Here is a 24,342-nt window from a genome sequence, read left to right as displayed (position 1 = left end):
GGTGCACAAATTGCGCATGAAAACAATTGCTCGCCCGCGTCGTTCCGTCTTGTTCGTACCCGCATCCAATAGTCGTGCGCTCGAAAAGTCGCTGACGCTTGCAGCGGATTGTGTGATCTACGATCTCGAAGATTCCGTAGCTCCTGAGACAAAAATTGCAGCGCGAGACGCTCTGTCCGCATATTTTTCCGAGCATCCAAAGGTTGGATTCGAGCGGGTGGTGCGGGTGAATTCTTCCGATACGCAATGGGGTAAAGGCGACGTTGCTGCCGCAGCCAATATGGGGGCGGACGCGGTGTTGCTGCCCAAGGTCGAGCGGCCGCAGGATGTGATTGACGCCGCCAATCGGCTTGACCGCCACGATGCGGACCCTGATACGCGTGTCTGGGCGATGATCGAAACTCCACGCGGTATCCTCAATGCGGATGAAATTGCTGTACTTGGCCATCGTTCGGCGGCAAGGCTCGGCTGTTTTGTGGTGGGTCCAAATGATATTGCGCGTGCCACCGGTGTTCGTCCGCAAGTCGGGAGGCCATATCTGATCCCATGGCTGATGCAGATCATTCTGGCCGCGCGCGCTGGCGGTATTGATGTGCTGGATGGCGTTTTCAATGACTTTCGGGATAGTGTGGGCTTTGAAGCTGAATGCTTACAGGCAGCTCTGATGGGCTTTGATGGCAAGACGCTTATTCACCCTTCGCAAATTGAGCCAGCAAACCGTGCCTTCTCACCGTCCGATGAAGATGTGGCCCATGCCCGCGCTGTAATTTCAGTGTTTGCGCAGCCCGAAAATGCTCAAAAGGGCGTAGTGTCGCTCAATGGAGAGATGGTTGAGCGTCTGCATCTCGAACTAGCCGAGCGCGTTCTCGCAAAATCCAGTTTTACATCTTAACCAAGGAAGAATGACTATGAAGCTCTATCGTTTCATCACCGGCCCGGATGATTCCGCGTTCTGTCACCGAGTTACCGCGGCACTTAACAAGGGTTGGCAGCTTTATGGCTCCCCGACCTACGCGTTCAATGCGGCAACTGGCGTTCTGCATTGCGGTCAGCCTGTTGTGAAGGAAGTCGACGGCGTCGACTACACACCAGACATCAAGCTCGGCGAATATTGATGGCTGTCCGCCGCATCATATCCAACATAGTAGCCGATGATCTCTCGGCAGCGAAGCGATTTTACGCGGATGTACTGGAACTTGACGTGGTGATGGACCATGGCTGGATTGTCACCTATGCCGCAGATGCACAAGCAAGGGTGCAGATCAGCTTTGCTACTGAAGGTGGTTCGGGCACGCAGGTGCCCGATCTCTCCATAGAAGTCGATGATACTGATGCGGTGCTTGAGCGAATGATTGCCGCTGGCTTTCAAGTTGAATATGGGCCCATTGACGAGGATTGGGGTGTTCGACGCTTCTTTGTGCGTGATCCCTATGGACGGCTTGTAAATATTCTCAGTCATGAGAATTGAAAAAGGCCGGTTTCCCGGCCTCATCCATTGAGATGGGCTTAATTTAACCCACGTTTCTCAATCATTGCATCCGGCGTTGGCATCTTACCGCGGAAGGCTTTGTAAAGCTCTTCTGGATCACGGCTGCCGCCGGCAGAATAAATATATTGCTTTAGCTTCGCTGCCAGTTCCGGGTTAAACGCATCGCCCGTCTCCTCAAATGCCGAGAATGCATCGGCATCGAGCACTTCCGACCACATGTAGGAATAATAGCCGGCGGAGTAGCCGTCGCCGGAGAAGACATGGGTAAAGTGTGGCGTGCGATGACGCATGATAATCGCATCGGGCATCGACAGTTTTTTCAGTGTTTCCGCCTCAAAGGCTAGCGGATCGCTGATTGTTTGCGTGCCCGTATGGAACGCCATATCGACAAGCGCGGATGAGGTGAATTCCACTGTGTTGAAGCCTGCATTGAAAGAACGTGCGGCAAGCACCTTTTCTAAAAGCGCCTTTGGCATTGCTTCTCCAGTGCGGTAGTGCACGGCATATTTTTCAAGCACAGCAGGGACGGTCAGCCAATGCTCGTAGAGCTGGGATGGCAGTTCAACAAAATCACGCGAAACAGCGGTGCCGGAAATAGCAGGCCATGTCACATCCGATAAAAGCCCATGCAACGCATGACCAAATTCGTGGAACAGTGTGCGGGCATCATCAAGCGAAAGAAGCGCGGGCTCACCGGCCTTTGGCTTTGCAAAATTCATCACGTTGTAGATGAAAGGCTTCTGCCCGGAATTGAGCTTGTGGCTCGATTGCAGCGAACTCATCCATGCACCAGAGCGCTTAGATGTGCGGGCGAAATAGTCACCTAAGAATAGCCCCCGTTCGCTGCCGTCAGCGTTCAATACCCGAAACACCCTTACATCGGGATGCCATGCGGCGATCCCTTTCTTTTCCTCGAAACGGATGCCGAAAAGGCGGCTTGCAACATCGAAGCTCGCTTCGATGATGTTTTCGAGTTGCAGATATGGCTTGAGTTCAGCCTCATCAAAGGCAAAGCGTTCGGCACGAAGCTTTTCAGCATAAAAGCGCCAGTCCCAAGGCGCTACTTTGTGGTTATGGCCGTTGGCTGCGATCAGACGTTCAAGTTCGCTTTCTTCTTCATGGGCCTTAGCGCGCGCCTTGTCCCAGACCGGCTCGAGCAAGTCCATGACAGCCTTAGGCGTCTTGGCCATGGTGTCGTCGAGCTTATATGCGGCAAAATTGGCATAGCCCAGCAGGTGAGCCTTGCGCTCGCGTAGTTCCACCATTTCCCGCACGATTTCGCGGTTGTCGGTCTCGCCACCATTTTCGCCGCGCTTGCCCCAGGCGTTGAAAGCTTGTTCGCGCAGTTCCCGATTTTCCGAAAAGGTCAAGAATGGTTCGACAATCGAGCGTGATAGCGTCACCGCCCATGCGTCCGGCTGACCACGCTCGGCTGCAGCACTTTGCATGGCATTTTTGAGGAAATCCGGAAGACCCGCAAGATCGGCCTCATTTGTGATGAACAAAGCCCAGCTCGATTCATCCTTCAAAACATTCTGGCCGAAGCGTGCGCCAAGGCCAGCAAGCTTTTCATTGATGCCTGCGAGTTCTTTCTTGCCGGTTTCATCAAGCTTGGCACCGGAGCGAACAAAGCCTTTCCAGGTCTTTTCCAAAACGCGTTTGGTTTCGACATCCAGCTCAAGATCGTCGCGTTTCTCATAAAGTGCATCGATGCGTGCGAACAGCTTCGGGTCCATCATGATGCGCGAATAATGGCGCGACATTTTGGGTGCGATTTCACGCTCCAGCGTCTGAATAGTGTCGTTGGTGTGAGCACCGGCGCGAAGCCAGAAAATGGAGGAAACGCGATCAAGGGACTTGCCCGTCAGTTGTAAAGCTTTCAGCGTGTTTTCAACCGTCGCTTCAGCGGTCTCGTGAGAGATTGTTTCCACTTCCGCAAGGTCATCCGCCAGAGCTGCATCAAAGGTGGCAGCGAAATCGCCATCCTTGAATGCTTTGAAATCCGGCAGGCCAAGCGGTCCGTTCCATTCGGTAAGCGCGTGATTGTAAGCTGGCTTTTCGGACATCAGAAAACTCCACATCAATTGAATTCCGTATGCACCAGATTTAGGAGTTCATTGACTATCGGGCAAGGGTCTATGCTTCTGTTTCGCATGACCGTATAGCGTGGCTTGACCCTACCCCCCGCAGATAATAGGGATGAAAGACAGCCGTGATCCCATGCAATGTGGGCACTTACAAGTCCCTGTAAATTAGGCATTCTGACTGCGGGTTTTCGTGGTCAAGCCGAGAGCGGTAGTAGCATTCCATGAAACTCGCGCCTCATCATCGTAATGCCCAGGATACGCAACCGGTAATGAGCGAATTACGCGTCGGCGTTATCGGCGGTCTTCTCGCCGCACTGGGTCTTATGTCGATGGCACTTTATACGCCAGCCATGACTGAGATTGTTCGTGCCTTTGGCACGACAGAAGCCATGGTGAAGCTCACAATATCGGTCTATCTCACAGGCTTCTGCTTTTCACAGCTTGTCTGCGGGCCGCTGTCAGATGGTTTCGGGCGGAGACCGATTACCATCGCCTTCATGGTGATTTATCTCATTGCCAGCATTCTCGCCCTTTTTTCCACCACGATTGACATGCTTCTGGTTGCGCGATTTCTGCAAGGCGTTGGGGCTGCTGTCGGGGTAACGATTTCGCGCGCAATCGTGCGCGATCTTTTCACCCATGACGCATCTGCGCGGGTGATGAACCTCATTGGTATCGTTATCGCAGTTGGACCTGCTGTCGCGCCCACACTTGGCGGTGTGACGATGGAACTGTTTGGCTGGCAGGCAATTTTCGTCGTCATGGTCTGTCTGGGCATTCTAGTTGTCCTGATGGCAATTTTCATTATCAGGGAAACCGTCAGTCGCGATCTTAGCCGCATTCGACCAAAGCAATTGTTGCGTTCTTACTGCACGTTGCTGATGAGTCGTCCGTTTGTTTATGCAAGCGTTGGTGTTGGTGGCACCACCGGCGGGCTTTATACAGCGGCCACTATTTTGCCCTTTGTGCTGATGGGGCGGGTGGGTATGACGGCAACACAATTCGGTGTGGGCCTGCTTTTGCAGACGAGTTGCTATTTTGTCGGAAGCCTGTTGTTCAGGCGACTGATGAAGTTCTATCGTCCTCGTCAGCTGGCTGCAGCCGGTTATGTTGCGATGGTAGTGGCAAGCATACTGATTGCGACGCTACTCCGGGTGTTCGAGCCCACTTATCTGTTGGTGATGATGCCCATGGGGCTTTTTGCTTTTGGCGTGTCGCTAGTGATGCCGGTGATGACTTCAGCTGGCATGGCACCATTTCCGAAGATGGCAGGTGCTGCCTCGGCCATGATGGGTTTCTTTCAGATGGGTGGTGGGCTTATTGGCGGTGCAATTGCGGCGCTGATGGGGGATCCGGTGATTGCATTTGCAACGCTTATCCCGGCGCTTGGCTTTACTGGGGCGATTGCTTTTCTGCTGTGGCGGCGTTTGCCTCAGTCGACTTGAAAACCGCAATTTCAAACTCGTATGAAAAAGCTTCCACGATTACCCGCCGGGGGTTGACTTTAGCCCCTGCCGGGCGCACATGACCCAAGCAGCCGCATTTTCTTTGGCTGCATTTCAACCGGAGTTTTATTCTCTTATGCCAAGCGACAGTCACAGTCGATTGTTTCAGCCGTCAAGGCAGTTCGTGATCTGATCGTTTGCGGTCAGCTTGCACGGTCTGTCTTTGACGGCGGATCGACAGAAAGGCAAGCCTATGACCGACAACAACTTCGCCTCCGAAGTACTCAATGTTGCCGACCTCCCTGCTGCAGCAATTGCTAGCCGTATCGCCGATATTCGAACGGGCGACGCGGTAGAGATCGTCAATGAACTGGATGCAGATGACGCCGTCTCTGTTATCGCCCAGCTTTCGCACGACGATGCCATCCGCCTGTTTGATCAGCCGGAACTGGAACGCACAACCGAAATTCTGGCAATCCTTCCCCCGAACATCGCCAGTCAATTGCTTGATGGTATGTCTGCCGACCGTGCGACCGATGTCTTTCAGGAACTCGAAGATGCCGATCGTGCTCGTCTGTTCCCCATTCTTGCGCCAGAAACAAAAGCCGCGCTGAAGAAGCTGATGGGCTATCCGCCGAACACGGCCGGTAGTCTGATGACGATCGAGTTCATCACGGTGCCATCCAATTGGAACGTGGGGCAAACGCTTGATCATATTCGTAAGGTCGAGCGTACCCGCGAGACAGTTTATGCAATCTATGTGGTTGATCCGCAGACCCGTGTCTTGCTGGGGGTGGTTAGTCTGCGTCGCCTTATCATACGTGAACTTGATGAGCCGATTCTCTCGCTTGCTCGCGACGACGATCCAATCACTATATCGCCACATGAAGATCGCGAAGACGTTGCGCGCCTGTTCCGTAAGCATGATCTTCTGGCCGTTCCTGTCGTTGATGACAGCCGCCACATCATCGGCATTGTGACTGTCGATGATGTGCTGGATGCCATGACGGAAGAAGCGAGCGAAGACGCTTATCGTTTCGGCGGCATGGAGGCGCTTGACAAGCCTTACATGCGTATCGGCTTTGGCGAGATGCTGAAGAAGCGCGCTGGCTGGCTTGGAATTCTGTTTCTGGGCGAAATGCTGACAGCAAGCGCGATGCAGCATTTTGAACTCGAGTTGGAAAAGGCACTGGTTCTCACGCTGTTCATTCCACTCATCATGTCGTCTGGCGGTAATTCTGGTTCACAGGCAACCTCGCTGATTATTCGTGCGCTTGCGCTGCAGGAAGTCAAAATCAAGGACTGGTGGCGCGTTGCCCTACGCGAAGTGCCAACTGGACTTGCACTCGGCAGTTTCCTGGGCCTCATAGGTATGTTGCGCATTGCCTTGTGGCAGCAGCTCGGCATTTATGATTATGGCGAGCATTGGATTTTGGTGGGAGCTACTGTCGGCATGGCGCTCGTCTGCATCGTGACTTTCGGCTCGGTGACAGGGTCAATGCTGCCGTTTATTCTCAAGCGACTAGGGTTTGATCCGGCGAGCGCTTCGGCGCCATTTGTTGCCACATTGGTCGACGTTACGGGGCTTGTGATCTATTTCAGCGTGGCTCTGGTTATTTTGTCGGGAACCCTTTTATAGGCTCCGGCGACAAAAAACTGTCAGAAATACAGTGTAAAAATGCATTTAAATCCGGGCTTTTCGGGTTAATTAGGGGGCAGTTTCGCACTGCCCCTTTCTAAAACGCAAAAAAACCTGTAAGAGCGCCCCATTGATTTTCCGTGCATCCACCTTGGCGCGGCTCCCAACTCATATAGAAGTGATCTCCATATGGAATTGCGTAATATCGCTATTATCGCACACGTCGATCATGGCAAAACCACATTGGTCGATGAACTGCTGAAGCAGTCGGGCTCGTTCCGCGACAATCAGCGCGTTGCAGAACGCATGATGGATTCGAACGACATCGAAAAGGAACGCGGGATCACCATTCTCGCGAAAGCCACTTCTGTTGTCTGGAAGAACACCCGCATCAACATCGTTGACACGCCAGGCCACGCCGACTTCGGTGGCGAAGTTGAGCGTATCCTTTCGATGGTGGACGGCGCGATTGTTCTCGTTGATGCCGCTGAAGGCCCAATGCCGCAGACGAAGTTCGTTGTTGGCAAGGCGCTGAAAGTTGGCCTGCGTCCGATCGTGGCGATCAACAAGATTGATCGTCCGGATGGCCGTCACGAAGAAGTCATCAACGAAGTTTTCGACCTCTTCGCCAATCTCGACGCAACCGACGAGCAGCTCGACTTCCCGGTTCTTTACGGTTCAGGCCGTAACGGTTGGATGGCGCTGAACCCGGAAGGCCCGCAGGATGAAGGTTTGGCACCGCTGTTTGATCTTGTTCTCAAGCACGTTCCGGCGCCAAAGGTTGCTGAAGGTCCTTTCCGCATGATCGGTACGATCCTTGAAGCTGATCCGTTCCTGGGCCGCATCATCACTGGTCGCATTCATTCGGGTTCGATCAAATCCAACCAGGCTGTCAAGGTTCTTGGTCAGGATGGTTCGCTGCTTGAAAACGGCCGCATCTCGAAGATTCTCGCATTCCGTGGCATCGAACGTCAGCCAATTGACGAGGCGCAGGCTGGCGACATCGTTGCAATCGCGGGCCTATCCAAGGGCACAGTTGCTGACACGTTCTGCGACCCTTCAGTGAGCGAACCTCTCGCAGCTCAGCCAATCGATCCGCCAACCGTGACCATGTCCTTCATCGTCAATGACAGCCCTTATGCTGGCACAGAAGGCGACAAGGTTACGAGCCGCGTTATTCGTGACCGTCTGCTGAAAGAGGCTGAAGGTAACGTCGCACTCAAGATTGAAGAATCCAACGAAAAGGATTCGTTCTTCGTTTCCGGTCGTGGCGAATTGCAGCTCGCAGTTCTCATTGAAAACATGCGCCGTGAAGGTTTTGAGCTTGGCGTCTCGCGTCCACGCGTCGTTATGAAAGACGGCGAAAATGGCGAGAAGCTTGAGCCAGTTGAAGAAGTCGTCATCGACGTTGATGAAGAATATTCGGGCACCGTTGTTCAGAAGATGTCTGAACGTAAGGCCGAAATGGTGGAACTGCGGCCTTCAGGTGGCAACCGCGTCCGTATGGTGTTCTACGCTCCGACCCGTGGTCTGATTGGCTATCAGTCGGAACTTTTGACCGATACACGCGGTACGGCGATCATGAACCGTCTGTTCCATGACTATCAGCCATACAAGGGCGAAATCTCGGGCCGTAACAACGGCGTTCTGATTTCGAACGATCAGGGTGAAGCTGTTGCTTACGCACTCTTCAACCTGGAAGATCGCGGTCCGATGATCATTGACGCTGGCGTCAAGGTTTATCAGGGCATGTTGATCGGCATTCACAGCCGCGACAACGATCTGGAAGTCAATGTGCTCAAGGGCAAGAAGCTCACCAACATCCGCGCCGCCGGTAAGGATGAAGCTGTGAAGCTTACGCCTCCTATCCGCATGACGCTGGAACGCGCGCTGTCCTGGATTCAGGACGATGAACTGGTTGAAGTGACGCCAAAATCGATCCGTCTGCGCAAGCTGTATCTCGATCCAAATGAACGTAAGCGCTTTGAAAAGAGCGGCAAGGGCGCTGCCTGATTGCTTCTGACAATATGATGAAAAGAAACGGCGCCTAAAGGCGCCGTTTTTATTTGCTTTTATGAGTTGCGTGAATTTAGCGCTCGCCGCGGCGATAGGGCTGCATCAGTGCTTGGGGAACGCGTGCGCGGCGCGCCATGACGATCAGCGCAACAATCGACATGATGTAAGGGATCATCAGGAAAACCTGATAAGGAACGACCTTGCCGTACACCGTCTGTAAGCGCAGCTGGAACGCGTCAAACAACGCGAAGAGCAGAGCGCCTAAAAGCGCGCGTGCGGGCTTCCACGAGGCAAATACGACGAGTGCGATACACACCCAGCCGCGCCCTTGCATCATGGTTGGGAAGAAAGAGTTGAATGCGGAGAGTGTAAGGAACGCACCGCCTACGGCCATCAAAGCGCTGCCGAACATGATCGTGAGTATACGAACGCGGATCGGGTTGATGCCTTGCGCCTCGGCCGCATGGGGGTTTTCGCCCGTCATGCGAATGGCAAGGCCAAGTGGTGTGCGGAAAAGTACGTAACCGAGCAAGAGCGCCAGGGGAATAGCGATCCATGTGAGCGCCGTCTGGGTGCCGAGAACCTGTCCGATAAATGGAATGTCCGCCAGCCACGACGGATCGACTGGCTGAAATGGCGTGATCGTCGGTGGGGTCGAAGAAAGTGGCACCAGGAGACGAAACAGGAAGTAACTGAGGCTCGATGCAAATAGCGTTATGCCCAATCCCACGACATGTTGCGAGAGGCCGAGCGGCACCGTCAGTGCAGCATGCAGCAGCCCAAAAACGGCACCTGAAGCGGCAGCAGCAAGCACGCCTACCCACAGGTCAGCCCCGTTAAAGACTGTAAGCCACCCGATCATCGCACCAAAGGTCATGATGCCTTCAATGCCGAGATTGAGAACGCCGGCGCGTTCGCAATAAAGCGCGCCAAGCGTACCGAAAATCAGCGGTGTTGCGATGCGCAGGACTGAGACCCAGAGGCCAGCGGAAAGCAGGATATCCATCAACTCGTTCATCGGGCGATCCTGTATTGGGTGAAGAAGAGTGCGACCAGCATGGCGAGGAGTGAAAGCGAGACGGTAACATCAGCGATGAAGCTCGGAATGCCAATGGCACGGCTCATGCCGTCGGCACCGACAAACATCGCGGCCGCAAAGAGTGCAGAGAAAATAGCGCCGATGGGATTCAGATTGGCGAGCATTGCAACGATAATGCCAGAATAGCCAAAGCCCGGCGACAAGTCTGTCGTAACATAGCCTTTAACACCCATGACCTGTATCGCACCGGCGAGACCGGCCAGACCACCGGAAATGCAAGCAACTTTGACCAGCGTTTTGCCAAGGGGAACACCTGCGAAACGTGCGGCACGAGGGTTAAGCCCTGCGGCCTTTGTTTCAAGGCCAAATACGGTCCGCTTCTGCACATATGCGATGATGAAAGCAAGGGCGACGGCAATTAGAATACCGATATGAAGCCTCATGCCCGCCATGATTTTTGGTAGCACGGCTGCATCGGGTACAGGTTCGGACTGCGGCCAGCCGAAAGCTAGAGGATCTTTCATAGGCCCTTCAATCATCATCGAGACAAACAGCACGGCGACGAAATTGAGCAGTAGAGTAGTCACGACTTCATCGACGCCAAACCGCAAACGAAGGCCAAGTGGGATCAGCAGAAAGACCATGCCAGCAATCGCGCCAACGATCAGCAATAGTGGAATAAGCAACGGGGCAGGGAGCGCCAATTGTGTGCCGCAGGCAACAACTGCCAGAGCGCCTATGTAAAACTGTCCTTCAGCGCCGATATTCCAGAGTTTGGAACGGAAAGCGACAGCGGCAGCAAGACCGGTCAGCATTAGAGGGGTTGCGCGTGTCAATGTTTCAGTGATCGAAAGCCTTGTGCCGAATGCGCCTATGGCGATCTGGCGAAAAGATTCCAGCACAGGCGCACCGGCGGCTGCAATCAACAGACCGGCGAGCAAAAAGGCAGCAAGAACAGCGATTATTGGAGCGGTTGCAACAAGAGCCATGGGCCGTGTTTCGCGTCGTTCAATACGCATCAGTTGAGCCCCTTCGATTGATTGAGCACGGTCTTATCCGAAAACCACTTCAAACTTTTCGGTATCATGCCTTGCTCCATTCGCCAGCCATCATCAGGCCAAGTTTTTGTGCATTGGCCTCGCTCGCATCAATGGGTGGTGAGAGCCTTCCCTTGACGATCGCCTGAACGCGGTCAGCAAGGCCGATGATTTCGTCGAGGTCTTCCGAGATGAGAAGCACTGCAGCGCCCTTGGTACGTGCTTCCAGAATGCGGGCATGAATGGCTGCGACCGCACCTTCATCGAGGCCGCGTGTTGGCTGGGCTGCAATCAGAATACGTGGAGCCGTTTCGAGGTTGCGGCCCAGAATAAGCTTTTGCATGTTGCCGCCAGAGAGCAGGCGAATGCGGCTGTCGGGCGTGCCACCACGCACATCGAAGTCCTTGATGATGCGATCCGTAAATTCGCGCGCAGTCTTTCGATTGATCAGAATGCCCTTGGAAAACTGCGGATCGCGCACGCGTTCAAGCACGGCGTTCTCCCACAGCGTCAGGTCGCCGATTGCGCCTTCTGCATTGCGATCTTCCGGAATACGACCAACGCCGTCCGCCACAAATTGACGGGGATCAAATTTGGTCACCAATTGACCAAACATGACGAGGGAGCCGTTGGCAGGCTGGCTGAGCCCCGAAACAAGACGACCCAGCGCTGCCTGACCATTGCCGGAAACGCCGATGATGCCCAGCGTCTCGCCTGCACGCAGATGAAAGTCGAGATCAGTCAAGCGTGTCGCGCCATCCTCTGTCACGCTCACATTTTTCGCCTCGAGCAAGGTCTCGCCGGGAGTTGCGGCTGCGCGCGAAGGGCGCGAGACACGTCGGCCGACCATAAGTTCAGCCAGTTCTTCCTTCGATGTTTCGGAGGCATTACGCTCAGCGACGAGCTTACCACCGCGCAGGACCACAACGCGGTCTGAGGCTGACATGACTTCATGCAGCTTGTGCGAAATGAAGATGAGAGACAACCCCTGACGCGCCATTTCTTTCAATGTCGCAAACAGGTTCTCGGCCTCCTGGGTAGTCAGGACGGCGGTCGGCTCATCAAGGATCAGAATATCCGCATCGTTGTAAAGCGCTTTAAGGATTTCCACACGTTGCTGTTCGCCGACCGACAGATCGCCAAGCCGGGCATCGGGATCGACCTGCAGGCCAAAGCGCTTGGCGATTTCCGCGATCTTGCTGCGGGCAGCACTATGCGCTGACTTCAGCCTCCAGAGGCTTTCGGTGCCGGTGATGATGTTTTCCAGAACCGTGAGATTGGGCGCGAGAGTGAAATGTTGATGCACCATTCCAACGCCTGCATCGATTGCGGCACGGGGCTTGCCCTGCGGGATTTCTCCACCCTTGACGAAGACGCGGCCTTCATCGGGCACATAGTGGCCGAAGAGGATATTCATCAGCGTGGTTTTGCCAGCACCGTTTTCGCCCAGGAAAGCGAGGATTTCGCCGCGCTCAAGCTTCAATGAAATATTGTCATTGGCGGTCAGCGCGCCGAAACGCTTGGTGATGTTTTGCAGTTCAAGAACTGTGGTGGTCATATGTTCAACCCCGCAACGGGAAATTTGTGCTGCCAGCGATGATCCTCTTCCATCAGCTCGCCAAGGTTCAAGAGGAGATTGTCCGCTCCCATCCGTCCAATCAACTGAATTGCCAGCGGCATACCGTTTGCGTCCTCACCAAAAGGCATGGAAAGCGCCGGGAAGCCGGAAATATTGGCCAGTGCCGCGTAAGGGGCAAAGGCATTCATCTTATGCCAATGGCCGTCTACATCGTCATGATCCATTGCGTATGAACCAATTGGTTGGGGACCACGCGCGAGCATCGGGGTAATCATAACATCGAAATTGTGAAAGATCTGCCAGAGCTGATAGGCGGTATCAACGCCACCATTCATGGCGGCGTAGAGTTCGACTGCGCTCATTTTGCGCCCTCGTGATGCGACGGCACGCGTTAGACTTTCGAGCTTTGCTTCATCAATAGAGAATGCATCAATCGCTGATGCGAGATTGGCTGAAATGATCCGGTCAAACGCCGTTGCACTGGCATCGATAAGTGATGAAAGCGCGTCTGCATTGACCGTGCAAATTGTGTGGCCCTGCGTTTCAAGAAAGCGAGCAGCATCAGCAACCACTTGTTGGCTTTCTTCCGTTACCGGGTATTTGGCCAAATCACCCGAAACGATCCCAATACGCAAACTCGTAAGGTTCGTGTCTGGTGCGAATGCGACATCGGGAAGGAAGCTTTCGGTTTTTCCAGCGATCAGTGGGAATAGAGTTTTTGCATCGCGGGTCGAACGGCAAAGGGCAAATTCGCTTGCGATCCCCGCGAGATAGTTACCGAAATGCGGGCCAGCTGGCATAGCGCCACGGCTTGGCTTGAGGCCGATTAGCCCGCAGGTTGCTGCCGGAACGCGGATGGATCCGCCAGCATCGGTTGCATGCGCTATGGAGACAATGCCTGCTGCCACAGCTGCGGCAGCACCCCCAGACGAGCCGGCAGGCGACAGGCTTTCATCGAAAGGGTGACGAGCGAGAGGGCCGTCTATCGGCTCGCTTGCAAGCGCCATGCCGAATTCGGGAACAGTTGTCGTCCCGAAGAAGTTAAGACCAGCTTTGCGCAAACGCGCAGCGAGCTCTGAGTCAAGGTCTCGCGATGCATCGGCACAGGCGCGTGAGCCAAGGCGGATGGGCACGCCAGCACACGGTCCTCCGAGATCCTTGAATAAAGAAGGTACGCCGGAAAATGCAGCTTTGTGATCAAAAGCAGCTGCATTGCTGCGGCCTAGTTCTTCGTCGAGATATGCAATGGCGCCCAGAGGGCGCCATTTTTGTGCGGCTTCAATCGCGGCATCCATAGCCTCTCTTGCGGTCAAAACGCCTTTCGCAATCGCGTTGGCGAGCGCCGTTGCGTCCTGTTGCTTCCTATCGAGTGCCACGTCTGCCGTCCTGAAATGGGTTACTTAGGTTCAGCGGGGTTCGGTTCGATCTTGAAAGTGCCAGCCTTGATCTCGGCACGACGCGCTTCCATCTTGGCTTCGACTTCAGCTGGTGCTGAGCCCTTGACGTAAACGATGTCGTTGCCGCCTTCCTTCATCAAGCTGAATGGCGTGTAATCTTTGCCGGTCGGCGTTCCGGCCTTAACGTCAGCAATGGCTGCATTGAGGATCGGGCGGAAATACCACATAGCATTGGCGAAGACGGTTTCCGGGTAGCGTGGCGTGTAATCGATCAACGAGCCGATTGCCTTGATACCGCGTTCTTTGGCAGCGTCTGCGGTTCCGATACGCTCGCCAAACAGAATGTCTGCACCGGCGTCGATCTGGGCAAGACCAGCTTCACGGGCCTTTGGTGGATCAAAGAATGTGCCGATGAACGAAGCATTGAACTTCGCATCCGGGCGGGTTTCTTTCACCCCATCCTGGAAAGCATTGATGAGCATGTTGACTTCCGGAATTGGCACAGCGCCAACTGAGCCAAAAGTGCCGGATTTACTCATGCCGCCTGCGAGCATGCCTGCGAGATAGGCAGCTTCAAAATTCCAGGTCCCGAATACGCCGAAATTGTCGCCCTGTGGCTTGCCGGAGGAGCCCATGATGAATGTCGTCTGCGGATAGTCTCCTGCAACCTGGCGTGCTTCACGTTCGACTGCATAGGATTCGCCGACGATCAATTTGATGCCTTGTTCGGCATATTCGCGCATTGCGCGGGGATAATCGCTGGCGGAAACTCCCTCCGAGAAGACATATTCGATGACGCCTTCGTCATGTGCCTGCTTGAGTGCTTCATGAAGGCGCGAATTCCACGCGTTTTCAACTGGCGACGCGTGAATGCCTGCGACTTTCAGCTTTTCATCTGCTGCAAAAACGCGGGTTGAAATTGCTGTTACGCCGAATGCCGCAGACATTGCGAGAACGCTGCGGCGTGTGAGTTTGGACGTTATGGTCATGGGGACCCCTCTTGGGTGATGTGTAGACGTGCAATTATGCGCGACTGATTGCTCTGCCTCTTTTCTCGAGGCTTATGAGCAACGTCACGTATTTCAGACGAATCTGCCGTTAATTCAAGCGGTTTTATCAGACGATTGAAATTGAGGCACTGGTTTTTCGTGGTATCTTTGTGGACATATCATCCCTGTGGTGCATAATCCGCACCATCAACCGACGACGGTCGACCTTCAAGATTGAGAGCGCTGACGCGCTGCGGAGTTTCAGCGATGATTTTGCCGCGCTTCACGACTGTCAGACGGTTGGCTTTAAGACGCAGAGCTTCCAGCGGGTCACGTGCCTGCAGCACGACGAAGTCCGCATTACAGCCTTTTTCGAGGCCGTAGCCTTCAAGGCCGAGTGCTTTTGCAGAATTGATAGTGAGAGCGTTGAAGACCTGCTTCTTGCCTTCGATCGAGGTCATCTGTGCAACATGAACAGCCATGTGGCCGACTTCGAGCATGTCACCTGAACCCATCGAATACCAAGGGTCCATAACGCAGTCATGGCCGAAGGCAACGTTGACACCAGCTGCCATCAATTCGGGCACCCGGGTCATACCGCGACGTTTCGGATAGGTGTCGGCACGGCCCTGCAGAGTGATGTTGATGAGCGGGTTTGGAATTGCGTTCATCTCAGCTTCTGCGATGAGCGGAATGAGCTTGGAGACATAGTAGTTGTCCATGGAATGCATGGAAGTGAGATGCGAGCCGGATACACGGCCCTGAAGTCCGAAACGCATCGTCTGCGCCGCTAGTGTCTCAACATGGCGCGACATTGGATCGTCGGTTTCATCGCAATGGATATCAACTGGCAGTCCGCGTTCTGCAGCGATGCGGCAGAGTTCTTCAAGGGAGGCTGCCCCATCCGACATGGTGCGTTCGAAGTGCGGGATGCCACCCACAACATCGAGGCCCATATCGAGTGAACGATTGACGAGATCAACAGCGCCCGGCGAACGAAAGTAACCATCCTGCGGGAATGCTACGAGTTGAAGGTCGAGATAAGGTTTCACCTTCTCGCGGACTTCGATCATGGCCTCAGCCGTGAGCAGGCGCGGATCGCTGACATCGACATGGCTGCGGATGGCAAGAAGGCCCTGGCTTACCGCCAGATCGCAATAACGTAAAGCGCGCTCGACCATCGCTTCAACAGTCAGCATCGGCTTTAATTCGCCCCAAAGTGCAATGCCTTCCAAGAGCGTACCGGAGCGGTTAAGGCGCGGCAGGCCAAGTGACAGGGTCGCATCCATATGGAAATGCGGATCAACGAAAGGCGGTGTCACCAGACGCTCAGATGCGTCGATTTCCTTGGCGGCCTGATGTTCACCCTTGGATGGTACGATATCGGCAATCTTGCCATCTTTGATCAGAATGTCCTGCTTTTCACGTCCGTCGGGGAGATTGGCGTTTCTCACAATCAAATCGAACATCGGCGGACCTTTCATATTTTTGGGCAGGATGGGCGGCAGGCAAGACGTGCGGCTCATTTTCATTGCCTTATACGCAACTTTGCATAGGCGCAATGCTCACGCGGGTATTAGGGGTCGTCATCCGCAACGTAAAATGCTAGGTCCCCAAAATATCGCTTTCAGGGTAGCCATGTTCACCATCAGTCGTATCGAAACGATCGCGCAAGAAATAAAAAAGAGCCGCTTCGTGGGTTTCGCCGCTCCCGTGGCCAACGAGCAGGCAGCGAAGGATTTCCTAGTTCAGTATTCCGATCCGTCCGCCAATCACAACTGCTGGGCATGGCGCATTGGGCAGAACTATCGCTTCAGCGACGACGGCGAACCGAGCGGCACAGCAGGCAAGCCAATTCTGCAGGCAATAGACGGGCAGCAGCTTGATAATATCGTGGTTGTGGTCACGCGCTGGTTTGGAGGCATTCTGCTGGGAAGTGGTGGATTGATGCGTGCATATGGCGGCACCGCCGCAATGTGTCTGCGTCAGGCGGAAAAGACTGAAGTGATCCCGTTGATCGGCTTTTCACTTGCCTGTGACTTTTCCGATCATGCGTTGCTGAAAGCCCGCCTCACAGCTGTGGAACATGTGATCATCGCGAATGAAAATTTCACCGCAACCGGTGTGGAAGTCACCGGTGCCATGCCGCTCGCAGTCCAAGGCCAACTGGCGCAGCTTGCTACCGATCTTACACGCGGCAAGACAATCATCAAATTTGACGACTGATCAGGAAAGCTGTGACTTCCGGAGTGCTTCTGCCGAATAGTGCTTGCGCTTGTCTTCATACATCAACAGGTCTGCCCGCTTCGCAACTGTCTCCAGCTTTTCGCCTTGCATACTGGTAGCGGCGCCCATTGAAAGCTCGATTTTGAGCTGCGAGTAGTACTGATTGTTGATGTCGACTAGACGGCGGATGTCTTCCATGACGGCGTCTGCACCACGCTCATCCACATAGGGCAGCACGACCGCAAATTCGTCTCCGCCGATACGGGCCGCATGGCCAGGCAGCTTAACAGCTTCATTTAGCACTTCACCGATGCGCCGCAGCAAGCCATCGCCGCTGGCATGGCCCAGCTGGTCATTGGCGGCTTTCAGACCGTTGAGATCGATAATGATGATAGAAACCGGTGTGTTGCCCTTGCGCTCGAGCCGATTCAACTCATCAACATAGAATGCGCGGTTATGTAGCTTGGTCAGCACATCATGCTTACCGAGATATTCGAGATATGCTTCGGCCTTCTTGCGCGCAGTTATGTCGGCAAGTGCGACCTGAACCAGCGACCAATCGTCTTCGTGGCCGGGGAGCACCGAGAACTGCAGCAAGAGGTGCCGTTCGGTACCATCAAGCGCATAATTGACCACTTCACGGCGCTGAAAATATACGCCATTCCAGAGATCAATCAGCTGCTCGCGGAAATTAGTTTCCATATCGTCTTTGAAAACGTTTGGAAGGTTTTTGAGCAGGGTCTGTTTGTCAGGTGCAAGAAACAAATCGAGCGTTTCTCGATTGATATCCAGAACGCGGATTTCGCTCATGCATTGACGCACGAACTCGGGATGAACATCAGTGAAAACGCGGAAATCGACAATGCCACGCTCGCGTATATCGTTCATCAATTGCTTTATGCGGCTGAAATCCTCAACCCAGAGCGAGACGGGGGAATGTTCGAACAGCCCTTCCGCGTGTTGCTTATGCTTATACTGCTCGCGTCGTGCTTCTTCGCGTGCCGTCACATCTTCTATAGAAAGCAGAACCCGATCCCAGCTATCTTCATGGCCTGGCAGAACCACGCCTTTAAGCTGGATGTCGAGACGTTTTCCGCTGAGTGAATAATTCACGGTATCGCTGTTGAAGGCATTGTCGCCGTTCCAGAGCTGAACCATTTCTTCAATGTGCGGATCAAGCATATCGTCGCGGAAAACACGCTCCAGATTTTCGATCAGGTGATTGACGTCGCGTGCTTCGTAAAGCGACAGGGTTTTGCGATTGACCTTTAGAACTCGGATGAGACTTGTGCAGATGCGCAACCGGTTCGTGTCTTCGTGAAGAAAAGCTCTGAGATCTGTAACGCCGAGTTTACGCCATTGCTCGAACTGCGCTCGCAACCCGCTATAGTCCTCAAGCCACAGGGAAATTGGCGCCAACTCAAAGACACTGGCACCGTCAATAAAGGCAGATTCAATATTCATTGTCGACTCTAAACCTGAGGCGTCCGTGCAATGAGCGCAGATCAAACGGGAGAATAATCGATGCCTTATATTACGCGATGACAAGTAAGACCAGCAATTATGTAGGATGACGTGTTTATTAACCAAAACTCGTAGCGATTGCTTAAAGGGCAGTTTGGTAGAGACAAGCCCATCAATAACAATTATCGATTGTATCGAAGACCAATTATTGTTCATTTGTGCTCTCGTTTTGTTCGTTGCCAAGGGGGCTTGGCTGACGAGAGTTGTCGGGGCGGGTTTGAGGGTAATGACTAAAAATGGATGAGCGGCTAAAAAGCCAGGAAGTGCCTTTGGCCGTAGACCTCGACGGAACACTTGTTGCGACAGATCTTCTTTGGGAAAGCGCTTTCATTCTTCTGAAGCGAAACCCTTTGCTCCTGTTTTTGTTTCCAGTCTGGTTGTGGTCCGGCAAAGCCAATTTAAAGCAGCAGATTGCGCGTCGCATTTCCATGGACGCGGGTTTGCTGCCTTATCGCCAGGATTTTCTTGAGTTTCTCCGTCGGGAGCATATGGCTGGCCGCAGGCTCGTGCTGGTTACAGCTGCAGCAGAACCTCTGGCGCAGGCAGTGGCGGCAGAACTTGGTATTTTCGAAGCAGTGCTTGCGACGAGCGGGAAGACCAACCTTTCATCGCACCGCAAGGCACAAGCTTTGATTGAGCGGTATGGTCTGAACGGCTTTGACTATGCGGGCAATGACCGTGCTGATCTCGCAGTGTTTGCGGCGGCGCGTGAGGCGGTTATCGTGGCTCCCGACCGTGCTGCGTCACGCTTTCAGAAGGCCAATCGCAGCCGGCTGTTCGAAAGCAGTTCCAAGGGTATCAAACCTTATCTGAAAATGTTGCGTGTTCATCAGTGGCTGAAGAACCTGCTGGTGTTCGTGCCTGCAATCCTAGCTCACAGCATCTTTTATCCAGATGTGCTGTTGTCCTCGGTCCTGGCCTTTGTTGCGTTTTCTGCAGCGGCATCTGCGATCTATATTCTCAATGACATTATTGACCTGCCGCTTGACCGCCAACACGCTCGCAAAAAACTGCGCCCATTTGCGAGCGGGACGCTTAGCATCCCCTTCGGGCTTAAAGTTTCAGCTTTTCTTCTGCTGATGGCAGCAGCGACCTGCATTTTCTTGCCGCCTGCGTTTGGGCTGGTCATAGGCCTTTATCTGATCGCAACGACTGCTTACTCGATAGCGCTCAAGCGGATGTTGCTGGTCGACGTAATCTGCCTTGCTGCGCTTTACACCCTGCGACTATTGGGGGGGACAACCGCGACAGATATTCCGCAGTCATTCTGGCTGATGGCGTTCGCTATGTTCTTCTTTCTGTCGCTCGCACTGGTGAAACGTTACGTCGAGCTCCAGAGTTCGACGGTTACGGAAAAAGACCGCATTGCAGGCCGCGGTTATCGTCCTGAGGATATTGATATTGTCGGACAAAGCGGTGTGGCCTCCGCCTTTACAGCCGTCGTGGTATTGGCGCTTTATATCAACAGTGCCGCAGTCCAGCAGCTATATACCTATCCATGGCTTATCTGGCCGCTTGTCCCGATCGTACTCTACATCATTATCCGTGTTTGGATTCTGGCGCATCGCAAGGAAATGGACGACGATCCTGTTGTGTTTCTGGCCAATGACTGGCGCAGTCAGGTGGTGATAGCAATTGGCACAGTCCTGCTGTTTGTGGCCGGGATGCGGTAATGAAACAATCTTTCGACAGCTTTGGGCGCATCGACCGCGGCAAGCGCAACGCGATTGCGTTCGGCGATGTGTTCTCCAAGCTGGAAGGCCAGGAAACTCTGCTGGCTTTTGGCAATGGGCGGTCTTATGGCGACAGTTGCCATAATGACGCGGGTTTGCTTGTGCCGATGCGGACACACAATCGCATTGTAAGTTTCGACCCGCACACCGGAATTTTGGAGGCGGAATCTGGTGTGCTGTTGAGCGAAATTATACAGACGGTTGCAAAATATGGCTATTTTCTGCCGGTCACGCCCGGTACGCGATTTGTGACGCTTGGCGGAGCAATTGCCAATGACGTGCATGGTAAGAACCACCATTTGCGCGGAACGTTTGGCAGCCACGTCGAGAGTCTGGAGCTGCTTCGATCTGACGGCGTGCATTACATCTGCTCAAGCGCTGAAAATGCTGAGCTCTTCGCTGCAACGATTGGTGGTATGGGTCTGACAGGGATTATTCTCAATGCTTGTATCCGTCTCATGCCGGTTGGATCGTTGGACGTCGAAGAACGCATCACGCCGTTTAAAAGCTTGTCTGAGTATTTCGCGATTGCAGAAGATGCCGACCGCCACAATGAATATGCGGTGGCCTGGGTGGATCAACTGGCAAGTGGCAGCTCGGAAGGGCGCGGTATCTTGATAACCGGACATCACGCGATCAATGGCAACCGTAGCGTGAACAGTCGTGAAGCGTGGCTGGGTGTACCGTTCGATTTGCCATTTTCTGTTCTCAATAAGTTGAGCCTGACGGCCTTCAACAGTATCTATTTCCATGCAAAGCGCCGCAAGCAGGAGCCGCATCTGACGGACTCAGCAGGCTTCTTCTATCCGCTGGATGGCTTGCACAATTGGAACCGCTTTTATGGTCCAACCGGGCTATATCAGCATCAGAGCGTCATACCTTTTGATACGGCAGAGAAGACTATCCCGGCAATGCTCACATCAAGTCGTGATGCCGGACAGTCCTCTTTCCTGACAGTGCTCAAGCGCTTCGGCGATCTTCATTCTCCCGCGTTGCTGTCATTTCCAAGGCCGGGATATACGCTTACGATGGATTTCCCCAATCGCGGGCGCAAAACGCTTGATCTGCTGGACCAGCTTGACAAAATGACCGTCGAGGCAGGCGGGCGCGTTAATCCATACAAGGATCAGCGCATGAGCGCTGAAACATTCAAAGCGGGATTTCCAGAATGGCAGCAGCTTGAAGACATGCGCGACGCGCGGTTCTGCTCCGATTTCTGGCGGCGTACCGCATTAAAGAATTAAACCACGGGACAGACGATGAAATATATTCCATTCATTCTCTTCACGGTCATGACCAATGCGGCAGCACAGCTGCTGCTCAAATACGGCATGATGACGTTCAGTAGTGCCAGCTATACAGCGGATACGCTGATTTACCGGATCTTTCAGATTGTCTTTAATCCGTGGGTTTTCGCTGGATTGACTATGTTCGTGATTTCCATGGCATCGCATATGTATGTGCTCTCAAAAGTCGATTTGTCTTTTGCATATCCTTTCCTGAGCCTTGCCTATGTCGCCGTGGCGGTTTTCGCGTGGCTTTTGTTTAAGGAAGAACTCGGCGCCTACAAGATTGCGGGCATCGCTTTCATCTGCATTGGAACAGTGCTGATTGCGCAGAGCGGCAAGACGCCGAATGCCGAACAGAACGCGGCGGTTCACGACAGTTCAGCATCATAAATTTAAGGTTGGGGCAGAGTTATGAGACATATTATTTTTGGTGGGGATGGCTTTGTAGGGCGTTATTTGGCTCCCTTGCTTCTCGCCGACGGCCATGAAGTGATTGTCGCAGACATCGTGAAAAGCGATCTTGCGCATTATGCACAGGTAACTTTCGTGCACACGGATGTGACCGACCCGGACGCAATCCGCAAGCTTGGGCTTCGCGCTGACGATATGGTTTATAATCTCTCGGCCAAAATGCTGTCACCGCTTCAGGTGCGGTCCAAACGTCACGATTTCTTTTTTCCGGTTAACTATTACGGCACGGAAAACATCATCAAGGCGATGCACGAGGCAGGTGCAAATCGCCTCGTGCATTTCACAACTGACATGGTTTATGGCCATACTTACGTCTGGCCGCAGAAGGAAGATCACCCATGCAATCCGCTTGGCGAATATGGGTTGTCGAAGCTAAAGACCGAGGAGCTGGCCGCAGAATGGCGTAAGCGCGGCATGAATATTTCGCTGTTTCGTCCAAGGCTAATAATAGGGCCGGGGCGCCTTGGCATTCTGGAAAAGCTGTTCAAGCTGATTGATAACAATCTGCCGGTGCCGATGATCGGCTCTGGTAAAAATCCTTATCAGTTCATTTCCGTGTTTGACTGTGCGTCTGCCTGCTATGCGGCCTTCAAGGCAGGGGTGCCGAACGAGGTTTATAATCTCGGCTCGCTCAATCCGCCGCCGGTGCGCAAACTGCTCGGCGATCTGGTCAAGCACGCGGGCTCCAAGTCCATTCTGGTTCCGACACCAGCCTGGGCGGTCAAGCGCACGCTGGATTTCCTCGACTGGGTCAACAAGCCTTTGATGGATCCGGAGCAATATCTGATTGCCGATGAAATGTGCATTCTCGATGTCTCGAAAGGCGAGCGGGAGCTCGGCTGGGTGCCGCAATATCGCGATGAAGAGATGCTGATCGCAGCCTATAGCGAATATCACAAAAAGCTTGCATCGAAGGCAGCGTGAGGACTGATCATGACCAATCAAGTTATAACGAATACCACGCCTAAGCCGAAGCTTCTGACGGTTGAAGACGCCAAGGCGCTTGACCTGCCACGCATGACAGAGCTTTTCACAGGACACCTTAATCCGGGACAGCTGCATTTTATGAAGTTGCTCGGGTTTCAAAAGGTGAAAATCGAGCGTGCCGAAGGCATGTATTATTATGACCAGAATGGCCGCAGGATTCTCGATTTCTTTGGTGGTTTTGGTTCGCTGGCGCTGGGGCACAATCACCCGCGTATTCTCGAAGCACGCCGCAAGTTTCAGGATGAAATGCGGCACGAAATCGCCATCGCTTTCATGTCGCAATATGCGGCGGCACTGGCCTATGACATTGCAGCCTGCTCGCCGGGCGATCTTGATATGGTATTCTTAGGCTCGTCCGGCTCGGAAGCGATGGAGGCTGCAATCAAGGTTGCAGAACGTGCTGCAGGACCGAAGAAGCCGAAGATCGTCTATGCCGAAAATTCTTTCCACGGCAAAACCAAGGGGGTGCTGTCGATCACCGATGGTGGACTTTATCGTGGCGAGTTCAGGCTCGTCGACAATACGGTACGCGTACCGTTCGGCGATATTGATGCCATTGAAAACGCGTTTCGCGCGGACCCTGAAATTGGCGTTATTGTGCTTGAAACCGTTCAGGGTGGCGGAGGTATCATTCAGGCCGATACCGCATTTTGGCAGAAGCTGCGACAGCTCTGTGATCAGTATGGTGTTATTTGGGTCGCGGACGAAGTGCAATGCGGCTTTGGTCGTACCGGAAAGTTCTATGCCTTTGAACATTACGGTGTTATTCCGGATGTTACTGCCCTGGCCAAGTCGCTGGGTGGTGGCAAAACGGCTATGGCTGCGATGATTGCCAAGCGCGACGTCTATATGAAAGCCTATGGCACGCCCAAGACGGCGATGATCCACGCCATGGCGACTTTCGGCGGCATCGGCGAAGCTTGCATAACCTCCATTGAAACGATTAACGTGCTTTACGACGAGCATCTGATCGATAACTCGGCAGAGATTGGCGATTATCTGCTGGAGCGTCTGAACGACCTGCACACGCGTTATCCTAAACTCATCAAAGAAGTGCGCGGCAAGGGCATGATGGTTGGGCTGGAGTTCCATGACTTCTCCAACGCAATGCCAATGGTGTTGCGCCCTGTACTGGCTATGCTTGATGAAAAGCTGAAGGGTTCGTTGCCAGGCTTTATCGGTAGTCATCTGCTGCGTGATCACGGCGTACTGGTGGCTTTCACCGAGTATAATCGCAACGTTATCCGCCTTGAGCCGCCATTGATTTGTGGCCGCATGCATGTTGATGAATTCATAGCAGCGCTTGATGAAATTCTTGGACGAGGCATTGTTGGCATCGTCAAGGATTTCGTAAAGGCGCAGATCAAGTAAGAAAAAAAAGCCGGGCGAACCCGG

The 24,342-nt window shown here is 53.6% G+C and carries 20 protein-coding genes; 12 read left to right on the top strand and 8 right to left on the bottom strand.

Going from position 1 to position 24,342, the window contains the following annotated elements; genetic code table 11:
• Position 1: 1 nt before the first annotated feature.
• From QSJ70_RS18655 to QSJ70_RS18645, 3 genes are read left to right on the top strand one after another with little or no spacing between them, the layout of a single operon-like run.
• Positions 2-892 (top strand): HpcH/HpaI aldolase/citrate lyase family protein, encoded by an 891-nt coding sequence (locus QSJ70_RS18655; protein WP_285538636.1) that lies wholly within the window; start codon positions 2-4, stop codon positions 890-892.
• A 16-nt stretch (positions 893-908) separates the two neighbouring features.
• Entirely contained in the window at positions 909-1,115 is a 207-nt protein-coding gene (locus QSJ70_RS18650) for a DUF1737 domain-containing protein (protein WP_007877777.1), read from the top strand.
• Positions 1,115-1,468 (top strand): VOC family protein, encoded by a 354-nt coding sequence (locus QSJ70_RS18645; protein ID WP_285538628.1) that lies wholly within the window; start codon positions 1,115-1,117, stop codon positions 1,466-1,468. Before QSJ70_RS18650 ends, QSJ70_RS18645 begins: the two co-directional genes overlap by 1 nt.
• Positions 1,469-1,506: 38 nt before the next feature.
• Here QSJ70_RS18645 and QSJ70_RS18640 read toward each other — a convergent pair whose 3' ends face one another.
• Positions 1,507-3,555 carry a M3 family metallopeptidase gene (locus QSJ70_RS18640; protein WP_285538627.1) on the bottom strand — a complete coding sequence of 683 codons (2,049 nt, stop codon included), beginning with the start codon at positions 3,553-3,555 and terminating at the stop codon, positions 1,507-1,509.
• Between the two features lie 290 nt (positions 3,556-3,845).
• Between QSJ70_RS18640 and QSJ70_RS18635 the strand changes: the two genes are divergently transcribed.
• The 3 genes from QSJ70_RS18635 (at position 3,846) to typA (ending at position 8,673) form a co-directional block, all read left to right on the top strand.
• On the top strand, positions 3,846-5,021 hold the full coding sequence (locus QSJ70_RS18635; RefSeq protein ID WP_285538624.1) for a multidrug effflux MFS transporter: 1,176 nt from the start codon (positions 3,846-3,848) through the stop codon (positions 5,019-5,021).
• A 253-nt stretch (positions 5,022-5,274) separates the two neighbouring features.
• The gene (gene mgtE, locus QSJ70_RS18630) at positions 5,275-6,660 is read left to right on the top strand and encodes a magnesium transporter (protein WP_285538623.1); all 1,386 of its coding nucleotides are present in this window, start codon (positions 5,275-5,277) and stop codon (positions 6,658-6,660) included.
• A gap of 189 nt (positions 6,661-6,849) precedes the next feature.
• Positions 6,850-8,673: a translational GTPase TypA gene (typA, locus tag QSJ70_RS18625; protein ID WP_285538622.1), complete on the top strand. Its 1,824-nt coding sequence runs from the start codon at positions 6,850-6,852 to the stop codon at positions 8,671-8,673.
• 76 nt (positions 8,674-8,749) lie between these two features.
• Here the strand turns inward: typA and QSJ70_RS18620 are convergent, their stop codons facing one another.
• The 6 genes from QSJ70_RS18620 to QSJ70_RS18595 all read right to left on the bottom strand — a co-directional run bounded on the left by QSJ70_RS18620 (position 8,750) and on the right by QSJ70_RS18595 (position 16,186).
• Entirely contained in the window at positions 8,750-9,694 is a 945-nt protein-coding gene (locus tag QSJ70_RS18620) for an ABC transporter permease (RefSeq protein ID WP_285538621.1), read from the bottom strand.
• Positions 9,691-10,734, bottom strand: coding sequence for an ABC transporter permease (locus tag QSJ70_RS18615; protein WP_285538620.1), 1,044 nt, complete (start codon positions 10,732-10,734; stop codon positions 9,691-9,693). The genes QSJ70_RS18620 and QSJ70_RS18615 overlap by 4 nt, the downstream gene beginning before the upstream one ends.
• Positions 10,735-10,798: 64 nt before the next feature.
• Entirely contained in the window at positions 10,799-12,310 is a 1,512-nt protein-coding gene (locus tag QSJ70_RS18610; RefSeq protein WP_285538619.1) for an ABC transporter ATP-binding protein, read from the bottom strand.
• The gene (locus QSJ70_RS18605; RefSeq protein ID WP_285538618.1) at positions 12,307-13,707 is read right to left on the bottom strand and encodes an amidase; all 1,401 of its coding nucleotides are present in this window, start codon (positions 13,705-13,707) and stop codon (positions 12,307-12,309) included. Before QSJ70_RS18605 ends, QSJ70_RS18610 begins: the two co-directional genes overlap by 4 nt.
• 20 nt (positions 13,708-13,727) lie before the next feature.
• Positions 13,728-14,717 carry a BMP family protein gene (locus QSJ70_RS18600; protein WP_285538616.1) on the bottom strand — a complete coding sequence of 330 codons (990 nt, stop codon included), beginning with the start codon at positions 14,715-14,717 and terminating at the stop codon, positions 13,728-13,730.
• A 179-nt stretch (positions 14,718-14,896) separates the two neighbouring features.
• The gene (locus QSJ70_RS18595; RefSeq protein WP_285538746.1) at positions 14,897-16,186 is read right to left on the bottom strand and encodes an amidohydrolase family protein; all 1,290 of its coding nucleotides are present in this window, start codon (positions 16,184-16,186) and stop codon (positions 14,897-14,899) included.
• Positions 16,187-16,355: 169 nt separating this feature from the next.
• Here QSJ70_RS18595 and QSJ70_RS18590 point away from each other — a divergent pair, with 169 nt between their 5' ends.
• Positions 16,356-16,943: an IMPACT family protein gene (locus QSJ70_RS18590; protein ID WP_285538614.1), complete on the top strand. Its 588-nt coding sequence runs from the start codon at positions 16,356-16,358 to the stop codon at positions 16,941-16,943.
• Here QSJ70_RS18590 and QSJ70_RS18585 read toward each other — a convergent pair whose 3' ends face one another.
• Positions 16,944-18,407, bottom strand: coding sequence for a sensor domain-containing diguanylate cyclase (locus tag QSJ70_RS18585; protein ID WP_285538611.1), 1,464 nt, complete (start codon positions 18,405-18,407; stop codon positions 16,944-16,946).
• A gap of 296 nt (positions 18,408-18,703) precedes the next feature.
• On the opposite strand from QSJ70_RS18585, the gene QSJ70_RS18580 reads away from it, so the two are divergent.
• The 5 genes from QSJ70_RS18580 to QSJ70_RS18560 are packed head-to-tail and all read left to right on the top strand — an operon-like array spanning position 18,704 to position 24,318.
• Positions 18,704-20,140 carry a UbiA family prenyltransferase gene (locus tag QSJ70_RS18580; protein WP_285538609.1) on the top strand — a complete coding sequence of 479 codons (1,437 nt, stop codon included), beginning with the start codon at positions 18,704-18,706 and terminating at the stop codon, positions 20,138-20,140.
• Positions 20,140-21,444: an FAD-binding oxidoreductase gene (locus QSJ70_RS18575; RefSeq protein WP_285538607.1), complete on the top strand. Its 1,305-nt coding sequence runs from the start codon at positions 20,140-20,142 to the stop codon at positions 21,442-21,444. Before QSJ70_RS18580 ends, QSJ70_RS18575 begins: the two co-directional genes overlap by 1 nt.
• 15 nt (positions 21,445-21,459) lie before the next feature.
• Positions 21,460-21,879, top strand: coding sequence for an EamA family transporter (locus QSJ70_RS18570; RefSeq protein WP_215777558.1), 420 nt, complete (start codon positions 21,460-21,462; stop codon positions 21,877-21,879).
• Between the two features lie 21 nt (positions 21,880-21,900).
• Entirely contained in the window at positions 21,901-22,884 is a 984-nt protein-coding gene (locus QSJ70_RS18565) for an NAD-dependent epimerase/dehydratase family protein (RefSeq protein WP_285538605.1), read from the top strand.
• A gap of 9 nt (positions 22,885-22,893) precedes the next feature.
• Complete coding sequence (locus tag QSJ70_RS18560; protein WP_285538604.1) at positions 22,894-24,318, top strand: aspartate aminotransferase family protein; 1,425 nt, start codon at positions 22,894-22,896, stop codon at positions 24,316-24,318.
• The last annotated feature ends 24 nt before the right edge of the window (positions 24,319-24,342 follow it).

Origin of the sequence: Brucella sp. NBRC 12950 (genome assembly GCF_030268145.1) — a bacterium.
Lineage (GTDB): Bacteria > Pseudomonadota > Alphaproteobacteria > Rhizobiales > Rhizobiaceae > Brucella.
The sequence above is the reverse complement of the archived record's forward strand: the minus strand, read 5'-3'. Positions and strand labels throughout refer to the sequence as shown.

Coding starts and splice junctions, on each gene's coding strand:
- QSJ70_RS18615 (WP_285538620.1), bottom strand. CDS start 10,734: ATGCGTATTGAACGACGCGAAACACGGCCCATGGCTCTTGTTGCAACC.
- typA (WP_285538622.1), top strand. CDS start 6,850: ATGGAATTGCGTAATATCGCTATTATCGCACACGTCGATCATGGCAAA.
- QSJ70_RS18640 (WP_285538627.1), bottom strand. CDS start 3,555: ATGTCCGAAAAGCCAGCTTACAATCACGCGCTTACCGAATGGAACGGA.
- QSJ70_RS18580 (WP_285538609.1), top strand. CDS start 18,704: ATGGATGAGCGGCTAAAAAGCCAGGAAGTGCCTTTGGCCGTAGACCTC.
- QSJ70_RS18590 (WP_285538614.1), top strand. CDS start 16,356: ATGTTCACCATCAGTCGTATCGAAACGATCGCGCAAGAAATAAAAAAG.
- QSJ70_RS18650 (WP_007877777.1), top strand. CDS start 909: ATGAAGCTCTATCGTTTCATCACCGGCCCGGATGATTCCGCGTTCTGT.
- QSJ70_RS18645 (WP_285538628.1), top strand. CDS start 1,115: ATGGCTGTCCGCCGCATCATATCCAACATAGTAGCCGATGATCTCTCG.
- QSJ70_RS18575 (WP_285538607.1), top strand. CDS start 20,140: ATGAAACAATCTTTCGACAGCTTTGGGCGCATCGACCGCGGCAAGCGC.
- QSJ70_RS18635 (WP_285538624.1), top strand. CDS start 3,846: ATGAGCGAATTACGCGTCGGCGTTATCGGCGGTCTTCTCGCCGCACTG.
- mgtE (WP_285538623.1), top strand. CDS start 5,275: ATGACCGACAACAACTTCGCCTCCGAAGTACTCAATGTTGCCGACCTC.
- QSJ70_RS18610 (WP_285538619.1), bottom strand. CDS start 12,310: ATGACCACCACAGTTCTTGAACTGCAAAACATCACCAAGCGTTTCGGC.
- QSJ70_RS18560 (WP_285538604.1), top strand. CDS start 22,894: ATGACCAATCAAGTTATAACGAATACCACGCCTAAGCCGAAGCTTCTG.
- QSJ70_RS18600 (WP_285538616.1), bottom strand. CDS start 14,717: ATGACCATAACGTCCAAACTCACACGCCGCAGCGTTCTCGCAATGTCT.
- QSJ70_RS18595 (WP_285538746.1), bottom strand. CDS start 16,186: ATGTTCGATTTGATTGTGAGAAACGCCAATCTCCCCGACGGACGTGAA.
- QSJ70_RS18570 (WP_215777558.1), top strand. CDS start 21,460: ATGAAATATATTCCATTCATTCTCTTCACGGTCATGACCAATGCGGCA.
- QSJ70_RS18585 (WP_285538611.1), bottom strand. CDS start 18,407: ATGAATATTGAATCTGCCTTTATTGACGGTGCCAGTGTCTTTGAGTTG.
- QSJ70_RS18620 (WP_285538621.1), bottom strand. CDS start 9,694: ATGAACGAGTTGATGGATATCCTGCTTTCCGCTGGCCTCTGGGTCTCA.
- QSJ70_RS18565 (WP_285538605.1), top strand. CDS start 21,901: ATGAGACATATTATTTTTGGTGGGGATGGCTTTGTAGGGCGTTATTTG.